This window comes from Iodobacter sp. CM08 (genome assembly GCF_033446605.1).
GTDB lineage: Bacteria > Pseudomonadota > Gammaproteobacteria > Burkholderiales > Chitinibacteraceae > Iodobacter.
In genome coordinates this window covers 1-19,560 of record NZ_JAWQUO010000056.1, presented here as the reverse complement: position 1 = coordinate 19,560, position 19,560 = coordinate 1, and the positions used below count along the sequence as shown (strand labels likewise).

At 50.2% G+C, this 19,560-nt stretch carries 14 protein-coding genes and 1 tRNA gene; 3 read left to right on the top strand and 12 right to left on the bottom strand.

The window, feature by feature from the left end; all coding sequences use genetic code 11:
- Nucleotides 1–307: 307 nt before the first annotated feature.
- The 8 genes from R6242_RS20765 to rplU form a co-directional block, all read right to left on the bottom strand.
- Entirely contained in the window at nt 308–1,480 is a 1,173-nt protein-coding gene (locus R6242_RS20765) for a THUMP domain-containing class I SAM-dependent RNA methyltransferase (RefSeq protein WP_318430568.1), read from the bottom strand.
- Nucleotides 1,477–4,299, bottom strand: a complete 2,823-nt coding sequence (locus tag R6242_RS20760) for an ATP-binding protein (protein WP_318430566.1) — start codon at nt 4,297–4,299, stop codon at nt 1,477–1,479. The genes R6242_RS20765 and R6242_RS20760 overlap by 4 nt, the downstream gene beginning before the upstream one ends.
- Complete coding sequence (locus R6242_RS20755) at nt 4,299–4,946, bottom strand: hypothetical protein (protein WP_130105676.1); 648 nt, start codon at nt 4,944–4,946, stop codon at nt 4,299–4,301. Before R6242_RS20755 ends, R6242_RS20760 begins: the two co-directional genes overlap by 1 nt.
- A gap of 34 nt (nt 4,947–4,980) precedes the next feature.
- Nucleotides 4,981–5,631, bottom strand: coding sequence for a hypothetical protein (locus R6242_RS20750; protein ID WP_318430563.1), 651 nt, complete (start codon nt 5,629–5,631; stop codon nt 4,981–4,983).
- A 48-nt stretch (nt 5,632–5,679) separates the two neighbouring features.
- Nucleotides 5,680–6,954: a hypothetical protein gene (locus tag R6242_RS20745; RefSeq protein ID WP_318430561.1), complete on the bottom strand. Its 1,275-nt coding sequence runs from the start codon at nt 6,952–6,954 to the stop codon at nt 5,680–5,682.
- Nucleotides 6,955–7,063: 109 nt separating this feature from the next.
- On the bottom strand, nt 7,064–8,311 hold the full coding sequence (obgE, locus tag R6242_RS20740; protein ID WP_293934746.1) for a GTPase ObgE: 1,248 nt from the start codon (nt 8,309–8,311) through the stop codon (nt 7,064–7,066).
- 210 nt (nt 8,312–8,521) lie between these two features.
- Nucleotides 8,522–8,800: a 50S ribosomal protein L27 gene (rpmA, locus tag R6242_RS20735; protein ID WP_293934743.1), complete on the bottom strand. Its 279-nt coding sequence runs from the start codon at nt 8,798–8,800 to the stop codon at nt 8,522–8,524.
- Nucleotides 8,801–8,837: 37 nt separating this feature from the next.
- Nucleotides 8,838–9,149, bottom strand: coding sequence for a 50S ribosomal protein L21 (rplU, locus tag R6242_RS20730; RefSeq protein WP_046351465.1), 312 nt, complete (start codon nt 9,147–9,149; stop codon nt 8,838–8,840).
- Nucleotides 9,150–9,424: 275 nt separating this feature from the next.
- On the opposite strand from rplU, the gene R6242_RS20725 reads away from it, so the two are divergent.
- The 3 genes from R6242_RS20725 (at nt 9,425) to R6242_RS20715 (ending at nt 12,338) form a co-directional block, all read left to right on the top strand.
- Entirely contained in the window at nt 9,425–10,387 is a 963-nt protein-coding gene (locus R6242_RS20725; protein WP_318430557.1) for a polyprenyl synthetase family protein, read from the top strand.
- 57 nt (nt 10,388–10,444) lie between these two features.
- A tRNA-Pro gene (locus tag R6242_RS20720) sits at nt 10,445–10,521 on the top strand.
- Nucleotides 10,522–10,766: 245 nt separating this feature from the next.
- A complete protein-coding gene (locus R6242_RS20715; protein WP_318430555.1) occupies nt 10,767–12,338 on the top strand; it encodes a PAS domain-containing methyl-accepting chemotaxis protein in 1,572 nt (523 codons plus the stop codon).
- Nucleotides 12,339–12,876: 538 nt separating this feature from the next.
- Here the strand turns inward: R6242_RS20715 and R6242_RS20710 are convergent.
- The 4 genes from R6242_RS20710 to treR all read right to left on the bottom strand — a co-directional run bounded on the left by R6242_RS20710 (nt 12,877) and on the right by treR (nt 18,776).
- Complete coding sequence (locus R6242_RS20710; RefSeq protein ID WP_318430553.1) at nt 12,877–14,103, bottom strand: carbohydrate porin; 1,227 nt, start codon at nt 14,101–14,103, stop codon at nt 12,877–12,879.
- Between the two features lie 493 nt (nt 14,104–14,596).
- Nucleotides 14,597–16,243 (bottom strand): alpha,alpha-phosphotrehalase, encoded by a 1,647-nt coding sequence (gene treC, locus R6242_RS20705; protein ID WP_318430551.1) that lies wholly within the window; start codon nt 16,241–16,243, stop codon nt 14,597–14,599.
- Between the two features lie 77 nt (nt 16,244–16,320).
- The gene (treP, locus tag R6242_RS20700) at nt 16,321–17,778 is read right to left on the bottom strand and encodes a PTS system trehalose-specific EIIBC component (protein WP_318430549.1); all 1,458 of its coding nucleotides are present in this window, start codon (nt 17,776–17,778) and stop codon (nt 16,321–16,323) included.
- 293 nt (nt 17,779–18,071) lie between these two features.
- Nucleotides 18,072–18,776, bottom strand: a complete 705-nt coding sequence (gene treR, locus R6242_RS20695; RefSeq protein ID WP_318430547.1) for a trehalose operon repressor — start codon at nt 18,774–18,776, stop codon at nt 18,072–18,074.
- Nucleotides 18,777–19,560 lie beyond the last annotated feature (784 nt).

Below are 19,560 nucleotides of genomic sequence, written 5' to 3'. Positions count from 1 at the left end.
TGAGCATCCATCGCTGAATGCTCAATACTAATGCAAGCACTTGTTTCGCTTCCGAACCAAGCACTCACACTCATCGACTGTATTTTGTTAAAGATCGTCTCGCTGTGACATCACTGTGTGGCTGCGTGTGCTGCAGCGAGAGGGCGAAATATACGGGGCATCACTGAATAGGTCAACCACTACAGCGCAACAAAACCGTAGCAATACGCTAAGTAGTTGATTTAACTAGTTTGAAATCAAGGGGGAACTCAGCAGCTACAAAGCAAACAAGCCGCTTCACGAAGCGGCTTGTTTAAAATACGGTAGATTATTCTTCTGAACCGGTTGGTTTGCGGCGCATACCGCCAGCAACCATCTTATATTCGAATAATCTGCACTCTAAACCACCGTTATATAACGGGGTACGTTTAGAAGCCTTGAGACCCATATGTTTAGTGATATCCATATCTGCAGTGAGGAAATAAGCCCTCCAGCCTGAGAAACGTTTTTTGAGCGCATCGCCCCACTGTGGGTAAAGTGCGGCCAGTTTTTCTTTTTCATCTAAACGCACGCCATACGGTGGGTTGGAAATCCACACTCCTTCCATCTCAACCGGTGGCTTTGCATCCATTGCATTGAGTTGCTTTAAATGAATGGTGTCGTCAAAACGTGCGTAATCTAAATTGGCCTGAGCATGTGCAATCGCGGCGGTGGCCACATCACTACCATAGATAGGGAAGATTTCTTTGGTTTCTGCTGCGCGTGCTGCAGCCACCAATTCTTGCCACATTTCTTCGTTATGCAAACGCATTTTTTGGAATGCGAATTCACGGCGCGCGCCTGGAGCAATTTTGCGGGCAATCATTGCAGCTTCGATAAGGAAAGTAGCCGAACCGCACATTGGATCGTAAAGTGCCTCGGCAGGCGTCCAGCCGATTAAGGCGAGAATGCCAGCGGCGAGGTTTTCGCGCATCGGTGCATCCCCAGTTTCCACACGGTAACCACGCTTAAATAGCGCTTCACCCGAAGTATCTAAATACAATGTGGCCATGCGATCAGTTAGATATAGCTGAATACGCATATCTGGATCAGCCGTATCCACACTTGGGCGCTTATCATTTTTTAAACGGAAGCGATCACAGATGCCGTCTTTAATCCGTAAAGCGACGAATTCTGGGCTGCGAATCTGCGGCACGCGATAGGCGGTAACGCCTACCTTAATAGTGCAATCGACTGAAAATAGCTCGGACCAATCTAGATCACGCGCCATGGCGTAGAGATCGTCTTCTGTTTTCCATGTTTTTTCTGCGACGCGCCACAGAATACGGCTAGCGATGCGAGACTGTAAATTAGCCTCATACATCAGCGACCAAGAGCCAGCAAAACCGACGCCACCCTCAGTCTGCTTGATTTGGTCGGCACCCAGCACTTCTAGCTCGGCAACGAGCGGGCCTTCTAAACCACGTGGGCAAGGTGCGAAAAAATGGAATACTTGTTTCATACAATCAACTCTTGTTGGGCAGTTTCAACCCGACGACGGGTTTGAAGAATAAGCGGCGCCCAAGTGTCGCCAGGGCGTTTTTTGCGAGTGGTCAGCGTCAAATCAGATGGCGCATAAACATTGGTATTGTGCGTAAGCGGTGTAGTAATTAAATACTGAGCCTGAGTTGCTTTCAAGAAAGCACCCACGCGATCAATATTAAAAATATCTAGGTGGGCAAATGGCTCATCAATAAACACAAAGCCAGAAGGATTGGCATCATCCATCATCAAGCCAATCAACAGAATCAATGACTTCATTACCTGTTGACCACCTGATGCTTCACCATCATTCATGCCCATCATGCCTTTCTGGTCAAAATTGAAACGTGCCGCCAAGCCTGCTTGTGCAAGTACGGCATCATCGTTATCCAGATGAGGCATTTCGGCCTCGACATCAATCCCAGCCAGTTGGCCCAAGCGGGCAATATTGCGGCAATAAGCGCGAACGGTGGCACGCAGCTTATTGATGTAGGCTGCGCGTGCTTCGTGTGTCAGCTCCCCTGTGCGTTGCACCTCTTTATAGTGAACGTCGGCATCACGTTGCACAGCGTCATAATCATTTTGCAATTTATCGCGACGAGCAAGGATGGTTTCATCCGTTTCCCACGAGCCATTTGCCAACTGCTGGCGTTGGCGCTCTAATAAATGCTGCACTTCGCGCACGCTGCCAAATTGATCGCGCACTGCGCTCAAGGCAGCAACATCGGCCAGATGCGCTTGCATGCTGGTTTTTAACTCGCGCAACTGGCGCAGCTGTTTTTGAATTTCTAGCTGCTGGCGCTGCAATAGATCTTGCTGATAATTCACTTGCCCAGCTAAACGCTCACGCTGATCTTTGCTACGCTCATAACCCACGCGCAATTCTTCACGCGCATCCCGAGCCGCTTCCCAAGCAGCTTGTGCCGCAGCCAATTCAGCGCCCAAATTTTGTACTGAGTCTTGCTCGCCAGGAAAACGCGCAGCAGCGGCGGCAAACTCTTCCTGCCTTGCCGCCAACTGAACCACAGCCTGCATGCCCATTAATTGCTCGGTATGCGCGCTGATATCACGACTTAAATCAACATCACGCGCTTCGGCATCTAAAATTTGGTGATTTAATTCTTTGATGCGACTCAGTGCATCGCCTAGGCGCGACTGCCTTGCTGCCTCGCCAAAGGCAAAATCATTCGGGCGAACGCTAATATCGCGGCCACCACGGCGCTCTTTGTGATAGCCCTCTTTGGTGATCCAATCGCCATCAACCTTACCACCCGCCTCAACCGTAACCACGCGCTGAGTACGATTTAATAACTGAACCACCCAGCTCGGTGCATCGCCATTAAAATCGACCACTTCCAATACTGAGCCTTTATTCGCACGCGGTACAGGCTCGCTGTCCGGCACAATAAAGTGGCGATAACGTAAGCGCTGCGCAATTTCCCAAGCCCGATTACGATCACTTGCACGTTTAAGCAAAACAATATGGCGATAAGGCGCAAGTAAGGCCTCAACCGCCTGCTGCCAAGTTGCGTCAGTGACTTCAACGATCTCAGTTAAAACTTGATGCGGGATCGCGGCCTCATCCAAGGCTCCACGCATATTTCTAGTGAAATCTGGCCCAGGCGCTCGACCCGCTTGCAAAGCGTTTTGCATATCGAGCAGCTGCTGGCGCTCTTCTTTAGCCGTACGCAGCCATTGTCGCAAGCTAGCGAGCGGCTCTTTTAAAGCCAATAATCGATCATTAATACTGACCGCATCGCGGCCGTGCTCTGATTCGGCCAGCTCCCGCAGGCGAGTTTCTTCTTTTAACAGTTTTTCAGTATCACGCGCAGCGTCACGCACCTGCTGGAATAAAGCAAAGTGACTATCGTAAGCTTGCTTTGCTTCGCGCTCAAACACCAAAGCCGCTTCACGATGCTGATCAAACTCGCTATAAGATTGATTCAGCAGATCCAACTCTTGTTTCTTAGCCCGTACATTGGTTTTAGCGAGGCGAAACTGCGTCAAGCCCGCCAACAAGCCATCCCATTGTTCTAGGTATTTGAGCCCTGGCACCACATCGCTTTCTAAGCGCAACACATCGCGCTGCAAGGCTTGCCACTCTAAAAAGCTATTAGAGCGCAGCTTCATCCGCTCCACATCCAGCCCAAGCTGGGCCATCTGTTGCTCTACCTTGCCCAGCTCACCCTCGGTTTCTTTTAGGCGCAACTTGGCTTCTTGGTAGTTATCCAGCACCTGCTTATCGCCAAACACTTGGAACACTAAATCCAGCAAAGCCTTAGGGCTGTATTCGCACAACTTATCGGTGTCGCCCTGCTCCAGCGCCAAGACTTCGGCAATGGCTGCAGTCAGGCCAGCAGATTCAAGCCGGCGCTTGTATTCATTTACGCCTAGCCACTGCAAGCCACTTTCCGTTTCTGGGGTTAGCTCAACCACGCCCTCGGCAATGGCGTAATGACGCACCCAATCGCCACCCTGTTTTTTAACACGGCAAAACAGAGTGACCTCAGGGCTAGTAATTGGGAAAAACAGATAGGGGAATAAGCCGCCTTCACCACGGCGCGGATTAGAAACCACACCACGCAGCCAAGCAAAGTTTTCTTTATTATTACGAACATAGCGCTTGTAATCACGCCGCCCTGAGCAGCGCAATGCCAGCAAAGTGCGCAAGGCATCGAGCATGGTGGTTTTGCCCGAGCCATTTGGGCCGACGATAGTCACAATCTGGGCATCTAGCGGTACACGAATCGCGCGCCAAAAATCCCAGTGGACCATTTCAATCTCACGAATCTGAAACATTAGTCCTCAACCTGCTCTGCCACATGGACAGCATCAATCTTTAATAAATCAGCCAACGCCCCGTTGATGATTCGCGGAGCAAGACGCGCGTAATCAATCATCAGATCCAATAGTGGGCCTTCATAAACCATCTTATTGCGGCGATTTACAAAACCCAGCTTAGCCAATTGGCTTAAATTCATAGAGAAACGCGCTTTACCGCCAAGCTTTTTACCAAAGTCGGCATAAATAGCTTCTTCTGGAATACCAGGTGCCACCTCATCGCCAAATTCTATTGGTGATGCTTCACCAAACATATCGTCTGGATCAGACGCCGACAAAGCAATCTGGCGCTGGCGCTTAGGCAGAATAATCAAGGCCCAAACCACAATCAGCAAGGCAATCGCATCCCGTGGCATGCCCATATTATTGGACAGCCAGTTTTCTCCCTCACCAAAGACCCAGTCTTCCATTTCGGTAGCTAGGCCTACAGCGATATATTCAGCGTAAGGATTTTCTAAGAGACGTAAGCCACAACCAGCAAGGCGGTGATCTAGCGATTCACGAAACGCTTCATCAATCAAAGCGCGCCGCGCCAAAGGATCTTTGCGCGGTAAGAAGCGATGCGCCAAGAGGCGCGCAACCAAAATATTAAGAGCTTGATCCATGTACACCCAAACTAAACATATTTAACAGCCAAAATCAGCGCAGCAATTCAGCCAGTTGATGAGGTTTGCCCAGCATAGCCTTAGCCAACTCTTCACAAAGTGCTGGTGTGCATTGCGCGGGGCTTAGCACGTATTGGTCTTCGCCCAGATTGGCCAAATTACGAATATTTAAACGAATCTTGCCGGTTTCATACACAGCATCGAAACGAAAACGCGTTGGCACGATAGGAGCGATCGTAATCGCCGCACGAATAAACTTACCATCCGCTGCGGATTGGACTTTTTCTTCCAGCTTGCAGCCGTATTGCCACAGCTGCTCTTTTAAATGCTTAGCGGCACTTTGAGAGGAACACACGGTGCGTAAAGGCTCCGCGCCCTGCCACTCAACAATAAACTCAATGTAATCAGGACAGTCCTTTCCCTCAAGCGATTTATTGCGGGAATTTGCCGCAGCCAGCGTCATATTCAACCGCGTAAATTCGCCTACTCCCCACACCCGATAGACATGCGGGCTAACTGGCTTGACCACTTTAAGCTGATTGGCTAGCTCATAAAAATACGCCATAGCCGAGCCCATTGCCGCCTCAATGAAGCCCATATTGGCTAAATAAACACGCCTTTGCTCGGCATCATCCGTTTGTACCGATTCGGCCTGCTGCTTTAGATCATCCAAAAGACCCATCATTCACTCCACTTAATACTGTCCGATATAGAAAGATTATATGCCATCTTTCTATTTTACAGCGTCAACAGGACGTAAACGGCCTCGACTAATCGCCGCGACTTCTAAGTGCTCAAGTAACTCAACACCTGGCTCCGCCTCCAAGAACAAGGGCAGCCTCACTAAATCAGCAACCACACTTTGTTCTAGTGCAGCATCAGCATCACCAAGCAAAGAAAGCAAAGATAAACGATAAGCTGTGACGTTGTAAGTATCTGCCAACACCTGCTCAAATAGCTCGGCACTACCACCACGGGCCGCCAAGGCACCCAACTCTTCAAACAGGGCTTCTGCATCTAGCAAACGCTCTACTTCCATCGCCTCAACGTCTTCTGCCACTTCACTCGATGGCAGCGCACTCTCGATATACTCAAGCCGCTCACGGCTAATTAGCTCGTACTCAGAAATATCTAACAGCTCGTCCGCCGTGACAAACACCGGCTCAGGGTGAAAAATCAATAGGTCGCGCCCCAAATTAGCCAAGGTATCTTGATCTAAACGGCGCAGCCAATCGGCCACATTGGTTGAAGTGAGCCCTGATTCGCCCAAATGCACACGCTGAGCCGCCAACTCGCTTAAGCGCCGCTGAAACACACTGGTTAAACGCAGCATCCGGCTTTGCGCCGTAGCAATGGCTTGTGCCTGATTCAGTGTCTGCAAATCAAGGGTGTCATCATCGAGGATGGAATGCATCACCTCAGTGCCTTTTTCCACCCATTTCCAAACACTCTCTAGCTTAGATTGTGCTTTGCGAATTTGGAACTCGGATTGCGATTCAAGTGCTTCTTCAAAATCGCGATACAGCTCATTAAGCCGCGCCAACAGGTGCTGCAGCGCTTCATGTGCGACTCGCCCAACCGATTGGCCAGCAGCAACTTGGGCGGTTAAATAACCCAGCTCGGCATCGCCGTCTGAAAACTGTACCAAGGTGCCAATCGAGGCCAAGGCAATACGGCCAGGCTCTGAAAGGGAATAAAGCTGCTCATCAGAATCCCAGACCAAGAGGCCGTTATCGCGGATACGCTTAAGTACGGTTTCTAGCTTAACCGGATTGATATAAGCAAAGTGAGCTTGTAAATCTTGCGGGGTCCAGCGCGGTGCTTGGGCACGCGCACCAATTTCGCGCAGCACCAAGAGGCGCACCATCACCTCTTCTTCGCCACCGCGAAACAGTGTAATAAAAGCGTCCAGATAGGGACGAGCGCGCATCAACCCTGCCAGTGGCGGCAGATCAAGTGGCACAAAGCCAGGCTGAAAAAATTCTAAGAGTGCGGAGTCGTTCTGCATGTGGCCGGCAGATGAATACTGAAGGGAAGGGAGCTTAACGCGTACACCCGCTAGACACCAGCCCGAACATTTCACGTAGGGGCTGATTCAGCGGGTGTATCAAAAACAATTAAGCGCTGGCGCTATCGTCTGAAGCTAATAAATCAGCCTGAGTAGCCGCTTGCTTGGCAGCTTCTTTTGCAAGAGCTTCAGCGGCTTTTGCCGCTTCTTTTTCAGCAGTAGCGGCTTCTTTGGCAACAGCTGCGGCTTCGCGAGCGATCTCTAGCTGCTCGGCACGAATTTTATCTTCATTACGAGTATAGATACGAGCGGCTTCTAGGTAATCCATAATCGCGTAAGTTAAATCGCGACAACCTTCACCGGTTAAGCCAGAAATCGTAAATAGACGTGGCTGCATTGGATCAAATACGGCGTATTTATCCTGAGCGCCCGCATCCCAACCATAAGCTTTCAAGAAGTTTGCAACCCGCTCGGCCCGCTCTTCTTCTGGGATCATATCCAGCTTATTCAGCACTAACCAACGCGGTTTCTTATGCAATTCTTCATCGTACTTACGCAGTTCCTCAACAATGGCGCAAGCTTCAGCCACTGGATCGGTACCTTCATCAAAAGGAGCTAAGTCAACAATATGCAGCAAAATACCTGTGCGCTGTAAGTGTTTCAGAAAGCGATGACCCAAGCCCGCGCCCTCTGCTGCGCCTTCGATCAGGCCAGGAATATCTGCCACTACAAAGCTGCGGTTATCATCGATGCGTACTACACCCAAATTAGGGAACAACGTAGTAAAGGGATAATCAGCAACCTTAGGTTTTGCCGCTGAAACAGCGCGAATAAAGGTTGATTTACCCGCATTAGGCATACCTAGCAGGCCCACATCCGCCAGCACTTTAAGCTCTAAACGCAGCTCACGACGCTCACCTTCTTCAGCGGGCGCAGTTTGGCGCGGAGCACGGTTAACCGATGACTTAAAGTGCAAATTACCTAAACCGCCCTTGCCACCCTTAGCAATCACCACGCGCTGGCCGCTTTCGGTTAAATCGGCGATCAGCTCACCACTTTCCGCATCTACAATCGACGTGCCAACAGGCATACGCAGCTCAACATCATCGCCGCCCTTGCCATAACAATCTGCACCACGGCCGCCTTCACCATCGCGTGCTTTGTATTTTTTTACAAAACGGTAATCAACTAAAGTATTGATATCTTCATCTGCAACGGCCCAAACACTACCACCACGGCCACCATCACCACCATCTGGGCCGCCACGAGGAATAAACTTCTCACGGCGCATACTTGCAGAACCACTACCACCCTTACCAGCAATGGCTTCAATCTTTGCTTCATCAATAAATCTCATTTGGATCTCCACCAAAACACTTTAGAAGACCGCCCATTTACTTAAGGCGAGGTACTGTTGCTTGTTATTTTTTGAGCGCTATCCACAACCAAGGTTAGATCACCCAGCAAAGCAAAAAAACAACAAGCAACAGAACCAAAACTTCCAATAGAAAAAAAGCCCCATCCATGATGGACAGGGCTTTAAAATATACCACTACAGCTTAATAAATTAAGCAGCTACTTCTTCGCCAACGTAAGGCAAGATAATTACAGTGCGACGCTTCAGAGCGCCTTTCACTGCATATTTTACATAGCCATCTTTCAGTGCAAACAAGGTGTGATCCTTGCCGATACCGACGTTATCGCCAGGGTGAAATTCTGTACCGCGCTGACGCACGATAATAGAACCGGCAGGAATTAATTCACCGCCGTAAACCTTGATACCAAGTCGTTTTGAATGTGAGTCGCGGCCGTTACGTGAACTACCGCCAGCTTTCTTGTGTGCCATGTAGCAACACTCCTACTGAAAATGCGAAAAGGCGGAATTACTTAACGATCGCGTCGATACGCAATTCAGTGTAATTCTGACGATGGCCTTGATGGCGCTGATAATGCTTACGACGACGCATTTTAAAAATGGTCACCTTATCGCCACGGCCGTGAGTTACCACGGTTGCGGAAATAGATGCACCAGCTACCAGTGGGGCACCAATCACCACTGCTTCACCGTCTGCCACCATCAATACTTCATTCAGTACGATCTGGCTGTCGATGTCTGCAGTAATCTGTTCTACTTTAAGTTTTTGGCCGACGACAACTTTATACTGCTTGCCCCCGGTTTTTACGACTGCATACATAACAAGCTCCATTGGAGAGTTTGGGTCTTGCGCTTTACTACCTGTCACGCATTTATCTATTTAATAAAACAGCACGAGCAGCAAAACGTCTTCCCGAATCGGGAAACGCGCGATGCTACGCTTAAGCCCTAATTATGTCAAGCCCTTACGTAGGGCACGCCACTAAAATGCCATGATCTAATGGGGGGCTCAATACCTGAAGCAAAGCGCTAAGCCGAAGTTTCTGCTAACATGCGCGAATTAAAATTCAAGCGCGAGCAGGCACAAGCGTGGCAATGGCGTTCGTAAAATCAGTTATTGGCGAGGAAATGCAGGCGGTGGACCAAGTGGTTCGCGATCGCCTCTATTCTGACGTCATTCTAGTGCGGCAAGTTGCCGAATATATTGTGAACTCAGGTGGTAAGCGCCTGCGTCCGATGATGGTATTGCTGTCGGCTAAAGCCTTAGGCTATGAGGGCACCCATCACCGCGAGCTGGCTGGCGTGATTGAGTTTATTCATACCTCCACCCTGCTGCACGATGATGTGGTGGATGAATCTGATCTACGCCGTGGCCGTGATACTGCCAATGTATTATTTGGCAATGCTGCATCCGTTTTGGTGGGCGACTTCTTATACTCGCGCGCGTTTCAGATGATGGTGAGCTGCGGTTCCTTGCGAATTATGCAAGTGCTGGCCGACACCACCAATATCATTGCCGAAGGCGAAGTGCTGCAGCTTATGAATATCGGTAATGTTGATATTGATGAAGCAGCCTACCTAAAAGTGATTCGCTACAAGACTGCCAAATTATTTGAAGCCGCCGCTCGCCTTGGTGCCATCTTGGCCGAAAGTGATCCTGACACCGAAGAGCGCATGGCGCGTTTTGGTATGCATTTGGGCACGGCCTTCCAGATTATTGACGATGTATTAGATTACTCGGGAAAAACCAGTGAAATCGGCAAAACCCTCGGTGATGATCTAGCAGAAGGTAAAGCCACCCTGCCACTGATTCATGTAATGAGCCATGGCACCGCAGAAGCAGCAACGATTGTTCGCACAGCGCTGCAACACGCCAACCGTGATGAATTGCCAGCAGTACTCACCGCAGTACAAGCCAGCGGCTCTTTAGAATACGCACGCGCAGTTGCTGCCCAAGAAGCGCAACTTGCTAAAGATTGCCTTGAAGGATTAACGATGAATCCTTACCTGCAGTCCTTACTGATGCTTGCCGATATATCAATTAACAGAAACAGTTGACAAGCGGTACGCTCTCAGTGATAATGCGCACCTCTTCGCAGCAATGCGAAAGAGATTCGGGGCGTAGCGCAGCCCGGTAGCGCATCTGCTTTGGGAGCAGAGGGTCGTGAGTTCGAATCCCACCGCCCCGACCAAATATTAAAACCTCAAGACTTCGGTCTTGGGGTTTTTTATTGCCTACTGTTTCTCTGCCCCGCACCACCTACTGGCCATTACCCCTATAATACCTAGGGCTTATCTTAATAGTCAGCAACACCAAGAAAGTAGTAATCTCTAATATATATTCGTCATTCCCCCGCTTACTGTTATTTAAAGTGCTCATCAATCAGTAGCGGCCAGCCGACACATTCATGATTTATTCTCCCGCCTGGATTCCGTAATGCGCAGCAATTTACCGATTACCGAACACGAAGTTCCCGTTGACCCGCGCCGCCCTATTGTCAGCAAAACTGATTTAAAAGGCCAGATTAGCTACGCTAACTCATCCTTTAAGGAAGTGTCGGGCTTTAGCGATAAAGAAATTATTGGCGAGCCACACAATATTGTTCGTCATCCCTTTATGCCCAGCAGCGCCTACGCCGATATGTGGCAAACCTTAAAACAAGATTTACCTTGGCGAGGTATTGTTAAAAACCGCTGTAAAAATGGCGACCATTATTGGGTAGAGGCTTTTGTTACCCCCATAAAGGAGCGCGGCCAAAAAGTGGGTTATATGTCGGTGCGTAATACCCCCAGCCGCGCACAAATCTCTGCCGCCGAGGCCCTCTATACCAAGATCAATGCTGGCCAAGCCACCCTAGCCAAAACCAAATGGCCACAGCAGCGCTCTATGCTGCAGAGAATATGGTTGGTGCTGGCTGCGGTATTAATCCCAGCACTGGCATCACCTTTTGCCACCCCGCTCCTAGCCGTATCCGCGGTGGCTGCGGCTTGGGGCGGCTGGTATTTAACACAATCCATCCAGCGCCCAATTCAAAATATTGAATACGCCTTCTCACAATTAAGTGAAGGCAATTTTCGTTTTGATGTAGATGCCAGCGCGCCTAAGGAATTCAGCCATTTGCTGGTTGCACTGGAATCAATGCGGATTAATTTACGCGCCATCATTGCCGACGTGGTACTGGCAGGCAACCGCGTGGATAAACGCGCTCAGGATGTTGCCAACAGCGCCAGCGAGCTAATTAAGCGCAGCCAAGAGCAATCAGACGGCGTAGCAACTACGGCAGCGGCACTAGAAGAAATGGCAAGTAGTGTGAACGAGATCAGCCTTGCTACGCGGATTAGCGCAGAGCATGCCTCCAAAGCTAAGGAGCTAGCTACCCGTGGTGCGATCGAAATGGGCGCGGCGCAAACGGCAACGCAAGAAGTAGTTACCGTGGTTGATCAGGCCCGCATTACGCTAGGCCAGCTTTCTGATGCGGTGCGGGAAATCAGCGTGGTGACTAAAACCATTCGAGAGATTGCCGACCAAACTAATCTGCTGGCGCTCAACGCCGCCATCGAAGCGGCCAGAGCAGGCGAAACCGGCCGTGGCTTTGCCGTGGTAGCCGATGAAGTACGCAAACTAGCTGAGCGCACCAGCGCTAGCACGGTGAGTATTGCCAGCACCATCAGCAGCGTAGAGGCCCGCACCAACGAAGCCCTTGCTACCATGCGCGAGGCGGTGGCCTCGGTAAATCACGGCACCGCACAAATTGATGCCTGCACGCTCACCTTGGGCGAAATTGCCGCCTCTAGCAATGGCGTAGATCAATCTGCCCGCCATGTAGCGGAGATGCTGGATCAGCAATCATCCGTATCAGAAGACGTAGCGCAGACCATGGAAAAAATCAACGCGCTTACCGAGCAAAACGTCAGCCGTATTATCGGCGTTGGCGAAACCGCATCGCAGCTCACCCAAATAGCGGGAGAGCTACATCAGCTGGTGCAGCAGTTTGAGAAATCACTATAAATTAGCAGCACAAATAGGGGCACATGCAGCCCAATCCTATCAACTTAGGCCACGCTTGTAGGGCGGGTGAAACCCCATAGGCGCTAACCAAAGTCAAAAAGATCTTTTTAGTGCCTTCGGCACGTTGATTTTGGAGCGGTTAGCCACCGCGGGGGCCTTCCTTTCTTGAACGGCCAAGAAACGAAGCGAAAGAAGGCCGCCCCAAACAGCACGAAGGCCCCTCACTGCGGACAATCGAGGTGGTGTCAATTCAACTCGCTTCGCTCAAACACGAATTGACGACTACCCCACCCCGCTTGTTCCTCGCTTCGGCGTGCTTCAGGGGGGATTTAAGCCCTATGCCGAGAGCGTGGGCATAGTGTTTTTTCGATGTTTGCTAATGAAAAAAACATTTGGTTAGCGTACATGGGGTGAAACCCGCGAGTGATGCTAAACAAACGCGGGTTGCACCCGCCCTACGATGTTTCAGCGCTTGCAATAGATAGATCTAAGTTGACAGAATGAGCATCCAGCCCGCTGTTTTATTTATCCAAGCGTTTTACCACCAGTATTCAAGCTGCAAGCCGTAAGTGGAGCCATTCAGATCACGGCCAAATGTGCCGGTTTTAGACAAAGCCGATCCGCTAGAGGCGGCATTCTGCGCAGCTTCATTCCAGCGAGCGTAGGTATAAAACACGCGCAGCTCTGGTCTGCTCCAAAATGCTTTATCCAGAGTAAAGGTTGGCGCAATAGTCAGCTTACTTAGATTGCGCGTTTGCCCATCTAAAGCCTCCACGCGATCATGGCCCACCTCGCCCACTAATTTAAAGTTCTGGCTAAAGGCATAAACCGGCCTTGCCCCTGCAGACCACCACGTTTGTCTGCCCGCATTACTTTGATCCCGCTGATAAACCGCCGTCAGCTGGCCACCAAACTCTGGTGTGGCCTGCCAATCAAAAGACTCGACCAAACGAAGGCGTTTATTGCTCTGATCTGCTAGTAAAGAGCCGGTATAACCAAGCCCTGTGCCAGGGCCTACGCCATACTGAATAGCAAATTTATTGGTGCCACCCAGCCAACCTTTTTGCTCGTGCTGCGCAGTGAGCGACCAGCCGCTATTGGCCCCACTCACCTGCCCTGCAGCTTGGATATAACTTAAGCCCAGCGCCACTTCACCGCCTTTATTCGTGGCAATGCCGCCAAGCTGAAAATCATGCTTATTGGCGTAATCGGCCTGATAAATATTGTCCTCTCGCGAAAACGCATAGCTCAGTTTTAAATCACCCACTTTATAGTCCTCAATTCCCAGCCCCGTGCCGCTTGGGTTCCAGTAATAAAAATCGGTGATATGCACATCATGGCGCTTGTAATAACGACGCCCCGCCCATAGCGTGGCACCATTTAGCTCGGGGATATTGCTGTATTTGGCGTAAATCTGCGGTGCTCTGGCGCTGCCATCTTCCGGCTGAAAAGTGGGCGATCTATCGTTACGGTTATAAAGGCTACCCATCCCCACCACGGTAAAGGTGCTTCCCTGCTCGCTTTTAAAAAAATCGTGGCTGATTTCCAGCTCGCCATAAATCTCGCACTCATTGCCAAGGCGATATTTGGTTTCGGCACCCGCCAGCTGAAAACAGCTTTGCGCGCCGCCAGAGCCGGTTGAAGCCCCCGAGCCAATCCGGCCATAGCCATGAAACTCGAAGGCCATTGCTGGCGTGCTACTTGCCAGAAAAACACCACTTAACAGCGTGGTTTTAATTACTGTATTTATTGCTGAATGAAACATCGCTCTACTCCTTATTTATTTTTTAAAAAAAACTAACAAGCAAAAGAGTCCCTAGCCCTGCACATTGGGAGGGGACAAAACTGCCTAAAGGCAGGCATGAGGGTAGTGTTAAAACTGGGCGGCGAAGACTGCCCAGTGCCTGTTACCGTAAAGTCAAAAAGAGCTTTTTAGTTTTAGTGCCTTCGGCACGTTGATTTAGGTGCGGGAGTCCCCCGCGTGGGCCTTACTTTCTTGCTTCGCCAAGAAAGTAAGCAAAGAAGGCGACCCCACAAACGCGAAACCCCTTCGCTGCGGACAATCGAGCGGCGGCTGCGGAACTCGCTCGCAAGCTCCCTCAAACAGTCCTCGCCGAAACCCCGCCCGCTTGTTCCTCGCTCGACGCGTTTTCAGGGGAGGGTAAAAGCCCCATGCCGACACCATAGTTATTGCATTTGTTCATTGAGTGCTAATTCCAAAACAGATCAGTTAGTACATATGAAATACCCACCAAAAACTAAGAAGCACTAAACCTCACCATCAGCGATTCAAATGGCCGTAAATTAAACTGGCTGAAATCTGCGCCAATATCCGCGTAGTTCGTCAGCAGCAGCTCGCCTGACCAGCCCTCAGGGATGGCGACATTCGAAAACTCTGCTCTGCTAGCAGTAAAGTTACTCACCACCAGCAAGATTTCATCAGGCAAGCTGCGGCTATACGCCCAAATTGCGGGATCATCTGCGCTCAAGCATTGGTATTCGCCGTATTTAAGTGCTGCCGATGTTTTACGTAGGGCGATCAGTTGGCGGTAGTGATATAGCACCGAATTTTGATCGGCCATCGCCGCAGCCACATTGACTTGTTCCGGCTGGCTGGCGATGCCTATCCACGGCTCAGCGCTAGAAAATCCTGCGTTGATTCCATCATCCCACTGCATTGGCGTGCGCGAGTTATCGCGGGATTTTTGCTTAATCGCCGCCATGATGTCAGCCTCGGCCACGCCCGCTGCGCTGAGGCTTTGGTAGGCATTAAGCGTTTCTACATCACGGTAATCGCTGATCTGGGTGAAGGCCGGATTAGCCATGCCAATTTCCTCGCCCTGATAAATATAGGGCGTGCCTTGCAGGCCGTGCAGCGTAGTGGCCAGCATCTTGGCCGATTCAAGCCGATACTCGCCATCGTCGCCAAAGCGCGAAACCACACGCGGTTGATCGTGGTTGCACCAGAAAATAGCGTTCCAGCCACCACCCTCATTCATGCCGCTTTGCCAATCCGACAAGATGCGTTTTAGCTCGATAAAATCAAACGGCGCAGCCAGCCATTTTTCGCCCTGCGGGTAATCCACTTTCAGGTGGTGAAAATTAAACGTCATGGATAATTCATGCCGATCTGGCCGCGAGTAATTAATGCAATGCGGCAAGGTAGTCGATGACATTTCGCCTACCGTTAGCAAATCTCGCCCAGCAAATACCTTGCGATGCATTTCTTGCAAATATTCATGCACGCGTGGGCCATCGGTATAAAAACGGCGGCCATCGCTATCGTCATCGCTAAAATCTTGCTGCTTGGAGATCAGATTAATCACATCGAGGCGAAAGCCTGCCACGCCTTTATCGGCCCAAAACTGCATCATCTCGAACACGGCTTGGCGAAGTCTTGGGTTTTCCCAATTTAAATCGGCCTGGCTTTCATCAAATAAATGCAGGTAATACTGGCCGCTGGCCGGATCAAGCGCCCACGCCGAGCCGCCAAATTTGGATTGCCAATTATTGGGCTGATCACGCCAAATATAGAAATCACGATAGGGATTATCACGGCCCTTTAAAGCTTCTTGAAACCAAGCGTGCTGCACTGAGGTATGGTTCACCACGATATCTAGCATGATGCGTAAGCCTCGCTGCGTGGCCTCGCTCAGTAGCAGATCAAAATCAGCCATGCTGCCGTAAGCCGGATCAATGGCATAGTAATCGCTCACATCGTAGCCATTGTCTTTTTGCGGCGAGGCGTAAATAGGCGTCAGCCACAGGTAATCCACGCCCAACCATTGCAGGTAATCCAGCCTATCCACAACGCCTAAAATATCGCCCGTTGCCCTGCCATGATGGCTGCTAAAGCTTTTAGGATAAATTTGATAAACCACTGATGATTGCCAGTCTTGCTGCATCTAAAAAACTCCCTGCGCAGCACCACCGATACGGTGCTGCACTTACTAAAAAACTGGGGCGTTGCCGCCCCGGCTATCTATACAGACTGCTGAGCCAATACTGGCTCGGCCTTCCATGCCATGCGTTTGGCAAACAGCCATGTCAGCGTAAAGGGCACAATGACCGCGACTAAGGTGCCAAGCAAGAACATCGGAATATGTACCGGCACAATAGAGATAAACGCGGGTAAGCCGCCCACGCCAATGGCGGAAGCTAATACGTGGTTTAAGGTAATCAAAATCGAAGCGCAGGCTGAACCAATCAGTGCGGCGTAGAAAGGATATTTAAAGCGTAGATTCACCCCAAACATGGCTGGCTCGGTAATGCCAGAGAACGCTGAAATCGCCGAAGTAGACGCCATGCTTTTTTCTGTGGCGCTTTTTGCAATGCAAAACATCGCCAGTGCAGCACTGCCTTGCGCAATATTAGATAGCGCAATAATCGGCCAAATAAAGGTGCCGCCGTGGCTGGTAATCAGCTGCAAATCCACCGCAATAAACATGTGGTGCATGCCGGTAATGACCAGTGGCGCATACAAGGCACCAAAAATCGCCGCGCCCAACACGGGGGCCACTTCAAAAATCTGCACTAAACCGTGAGTGATCATCACACCCAAGCCACGCGCTACCGGCCCGATCACCGCCAAGGCCAGCACGCCGCTGATCACAATCGTCGTAATCGGCACTACCAATAGTTGAATCGCATTAGGTACGCGTGCTTTCAGCCAGATTTCTACTTGGCTCATTACCCAAGTCGCCGCCAAAATCGGCAGAATCTGCCCTTGGTAGCCAACGCGCTCAATCTTAAACAGGCCCAGAATATCGAAGTAAGGAATCGCCTGACCATCCAACCCCGCTGCGGCCTTGCCGTAATTCCAAGCATTGAGTAAATCGGGGTGCACCAGCAGCAATCCCAGCACAATGCCCAAAACTTCGCTACCGCCAAAACGCTTAGCCGCCGACCAGCCCACCAAGGCAGGCAGAAATACAAAGGAGGTATTGGCCATCATATTAATTAGCTGCCACAAGCCGCTTAAGCCCGGATACGCATCCAGCAAGCTTTTGCCTGCGATAAACATATCCTTAGCGCCCAGCAGATTGTTTATCCCCATCAACAGGCCGGCGACAATAATCGCGGGCAAAATCGGCATAAACACATCAGAGAACACTTTGACTAGGCGCTGCAAGGGGTTGAGCTTATTCTCGCCACTGCCTTTTACATCCGCCACGGTGGCCGCGCTTCTGCCCGCCAGATCAATCAGCTGCGCATAAACTCTATCCACATCGCCCGAGCCAATCACAATCTGAAACACGCCGCCATTGCTGAACTGGCCTTTGACCAGCTCAACCGCCTTTAATACCTCATGATTGATTTTGCCTTCATCTTTTAAGGCAATGCGCAGCCGCGTAATACAGTGCGCCGCCTGCTCGATATTCTCTGCTCCACCAATTGAATCCAAAATCTGCTGTGCAATCTGCCGGTAGTCGTAGCTCATCTATCTGCCTCTTTGTGTAATATTTACCATGACGCATTTAACTCGTACAGACGAGTTGTGTCAATACTCGTATGTACGAGTATTTTAATTCCTAGGATAAGTATTTAGCCTAGGGCAAGCCGAATACAAAAGAAGAAAACAAGCCACAAGCAGGCAAAAAATGGCCCTGTGCTCGCTCAGCAAACTGAGGAAAACAGAGCCATTTTGGGCAAAAAATAAAAAGCAGAGGGCTGCAGCGTAAGCCCCCTAAAATCAAACATCAGCCGTAAGGCAAAACCGACCGACGGTAGAAATTAACGCCGTGCAATATCAGAGAAAAAGAATTTATCCAGCCGGTGCCGCGACTCGGTGTATTCAAACTGACGGCCATCGTAGAAATGGGTGTGGTTTTTCACCACAATCACATGATCCATGCCGTTTAAATCTAGATAGCGCCGGTCATCCTCAATACAGGGCTGGGCTTCAAATACACGCTGGGCATAGCAGATATTGAGCTTAAGCACCTTTTCTATATATTCATAAATCGAATTCTGCGCAATTTGCGGCGTAAGGCCAGGGATGAGATCGGCTACGAAATAATTAATATCCAGAATCACATTTTCGCCATCAATATTACGCACCCGCTTAATGCGCACCAGCTCGGTTTTTTCTGGCACTTGCAACAGCTTAGCCAAGGAGCGATCTGCGCTGATGGATTGCAAATCGGCAATCTGCGTCGTCACCGCCCGCCCTAGGCGCTCGTAAGATTCTTTAAAGCTAACAATACCGCTAAGTTGAAACTCGATATTGCCAGGCTTTAAAACAAACACCCCCTTGCCGTGGATTTTTTGCACATAGCCACGCTCCTGCAACTGATCCACCGCCTTACGCACCGTCCCTCTGCTTGCCGCATAGCTTTGCATCAGCTCAGATTCAGAAGGAATCTTCTCGCCTTTTTGCAAACGCTGATTATCAATATCCGCAACGATATCGGCAAAAATCTGGCTGTATTTGTTCACGCTGGGGTCACTTAAGGGGAATCAAGAATAGAAGAGGCAGTCTGCCTGAAACTGACTTTTGATGCCAGTTTGGGGAGAGGGAATGTTGATTTATACAGGGGATAGAACTTGCATTTGAGACCTGTCACCGCCTGCACGCAGGGTAACTTCTTATATTTAGTGCCTTCGGCACCTTGATTTAGGTGCGGGATTCCCCCGCGTGGGACTCACTTTCTTGAACGGCCAAGAAAGTAAGCAAAGAAAGCCGCCCCGACCAGCACGAAGGCCCCTCATCTGCGGACAATCGAGCGGCGGCTGCGGAACTCGCTTCGCTCAAACAGTCCTCGCCGAAACCCCGCCCGCTTGTTCCTCGCTTCGGCGTGCTTCAAGGGGAGTCTTAAAAGCCCAGTGCCATCATCGCGGTTAATGTTAAATATTCGTTCAGTTTATTTAAAAGAACATATCAAAAAAATATCACAGAGCTTTCGTAGGGTGGGTTAGACAAAAGCGCTTTACCTTTGGCGTAACCCACCGTTTTTGCGTGCAATGAAATATTAGGCTAATAAAGCTTCAACCCAAGCTACCATGAAAAAAATTAAAACTTAGTCCCTACAAACAAAACCCCATCTGTGCGACTAGAATTAGGCGCAGCTGCATATAAACGTTTAGTCGACAAATTAAAATGTAAGCGCTCAGCCCTCCCACCTAGCCAGCTGCTTTAGCCTTCGTTATCTTGTGGGCTCTGATCTTTAACAAATGGCAGCAGCTCGTCAATTCGGCTATTGGGCCAAGTCGGGAGTTTTTC

Excerpts from the sequence above, each read along its gene's own strand:
- rpmA (WP_293934743.1), bottom strand. The coding sequence starts at position 8,800 with ATGGCACACAAGAAAGCTGGCGGTAGTTCACGTAACGGCCGCGACTCA.
- R6242_RS20760 (WP_318430566.1), bottom strand. The coding sequence starts at position 4,299 with ATGTTTCAGATTCGTGAGATTGAAATGGTCCACTGGGATTTTTGGCGC.
- R6242_RS20745 (WP_318430561.1), bottom strand. The coding sequence starts at position 6,954 with ATGCAGAACGACTCCGCACTCTTAGAATTTTTTCAGCCTGGCTTTGTG.
- R6242_RS20750 (WP_318430563.1), bottom strand. The coding sequence starts at position 5,631 with ATGATGGGTCTTTTGGATGATCTAAAGCAGCAGGCCGAATCGGTACAA.
- treC (WP_318430551.1), bottom strand. The coding sequence starts at position 16,243 with ATGCAGCAAGACTGGCAATCATCAGTGGTTTATCAAATTTATCCTAAA.
- R6242_RS20765 (WP_318430568.1), bottom strand. The coding sequence starts at position 1,480 with ATGAAACAAGTATTCCATTTTTTCGCACCTTGCCCACGTGGTTTAGAA.
- obgE (WP_293934746.1), bottom strand. The coding sequence starts at position 8,311 with ATGAGATTTATTGATGAAGCAAAGATTGAAGCCATTGCTGGTAAGGGT.
- R6242_RS20725 (WP_318430557.1), top strand. The coding sequence starts at position 9,425 with ATGGCGTTCGTAAAATCAGTTATTGGCGAGGAAATGCAGGCGGTGGAC.
- R6242_RS20710 (WP_318430553.1), bottom strand. The coding sequence starts at position 14,103 with ATGTTTCATTCAGCAATAAATACAGTAATTAAAACCACGCTGTTAAGT.
- R6242_RS20755 (WP_130105676.1), bottom strand. The coding sequence starts at position 4,946 with ATGGATCAAGCTCTTAATATTTTGGTTGCGCGCCTCTTGGCGCATCGC.
- R6242_RS20715 (WP_318430555.1), top strand. The coding sequence starts at position 10,767 with ATGCGCAGCAATTTACCGATTACCGAACACGAAGTTCCCGTTGACCCG.
- rplU (WP_046351465.1), bottom strand. The coding sequence starts at position 9,149 with ATGTATGCAGTCGTAAAAACCGGGGGCAAGCAGTATAAAGTTGTCGTC.
- treP (WP_318430549.1), bottom strand. The coding sequence starts at position 17,778 with ATGAGCTACGACTACCGGCAGATTGCACAGCAGATTTTGGATTCAATT.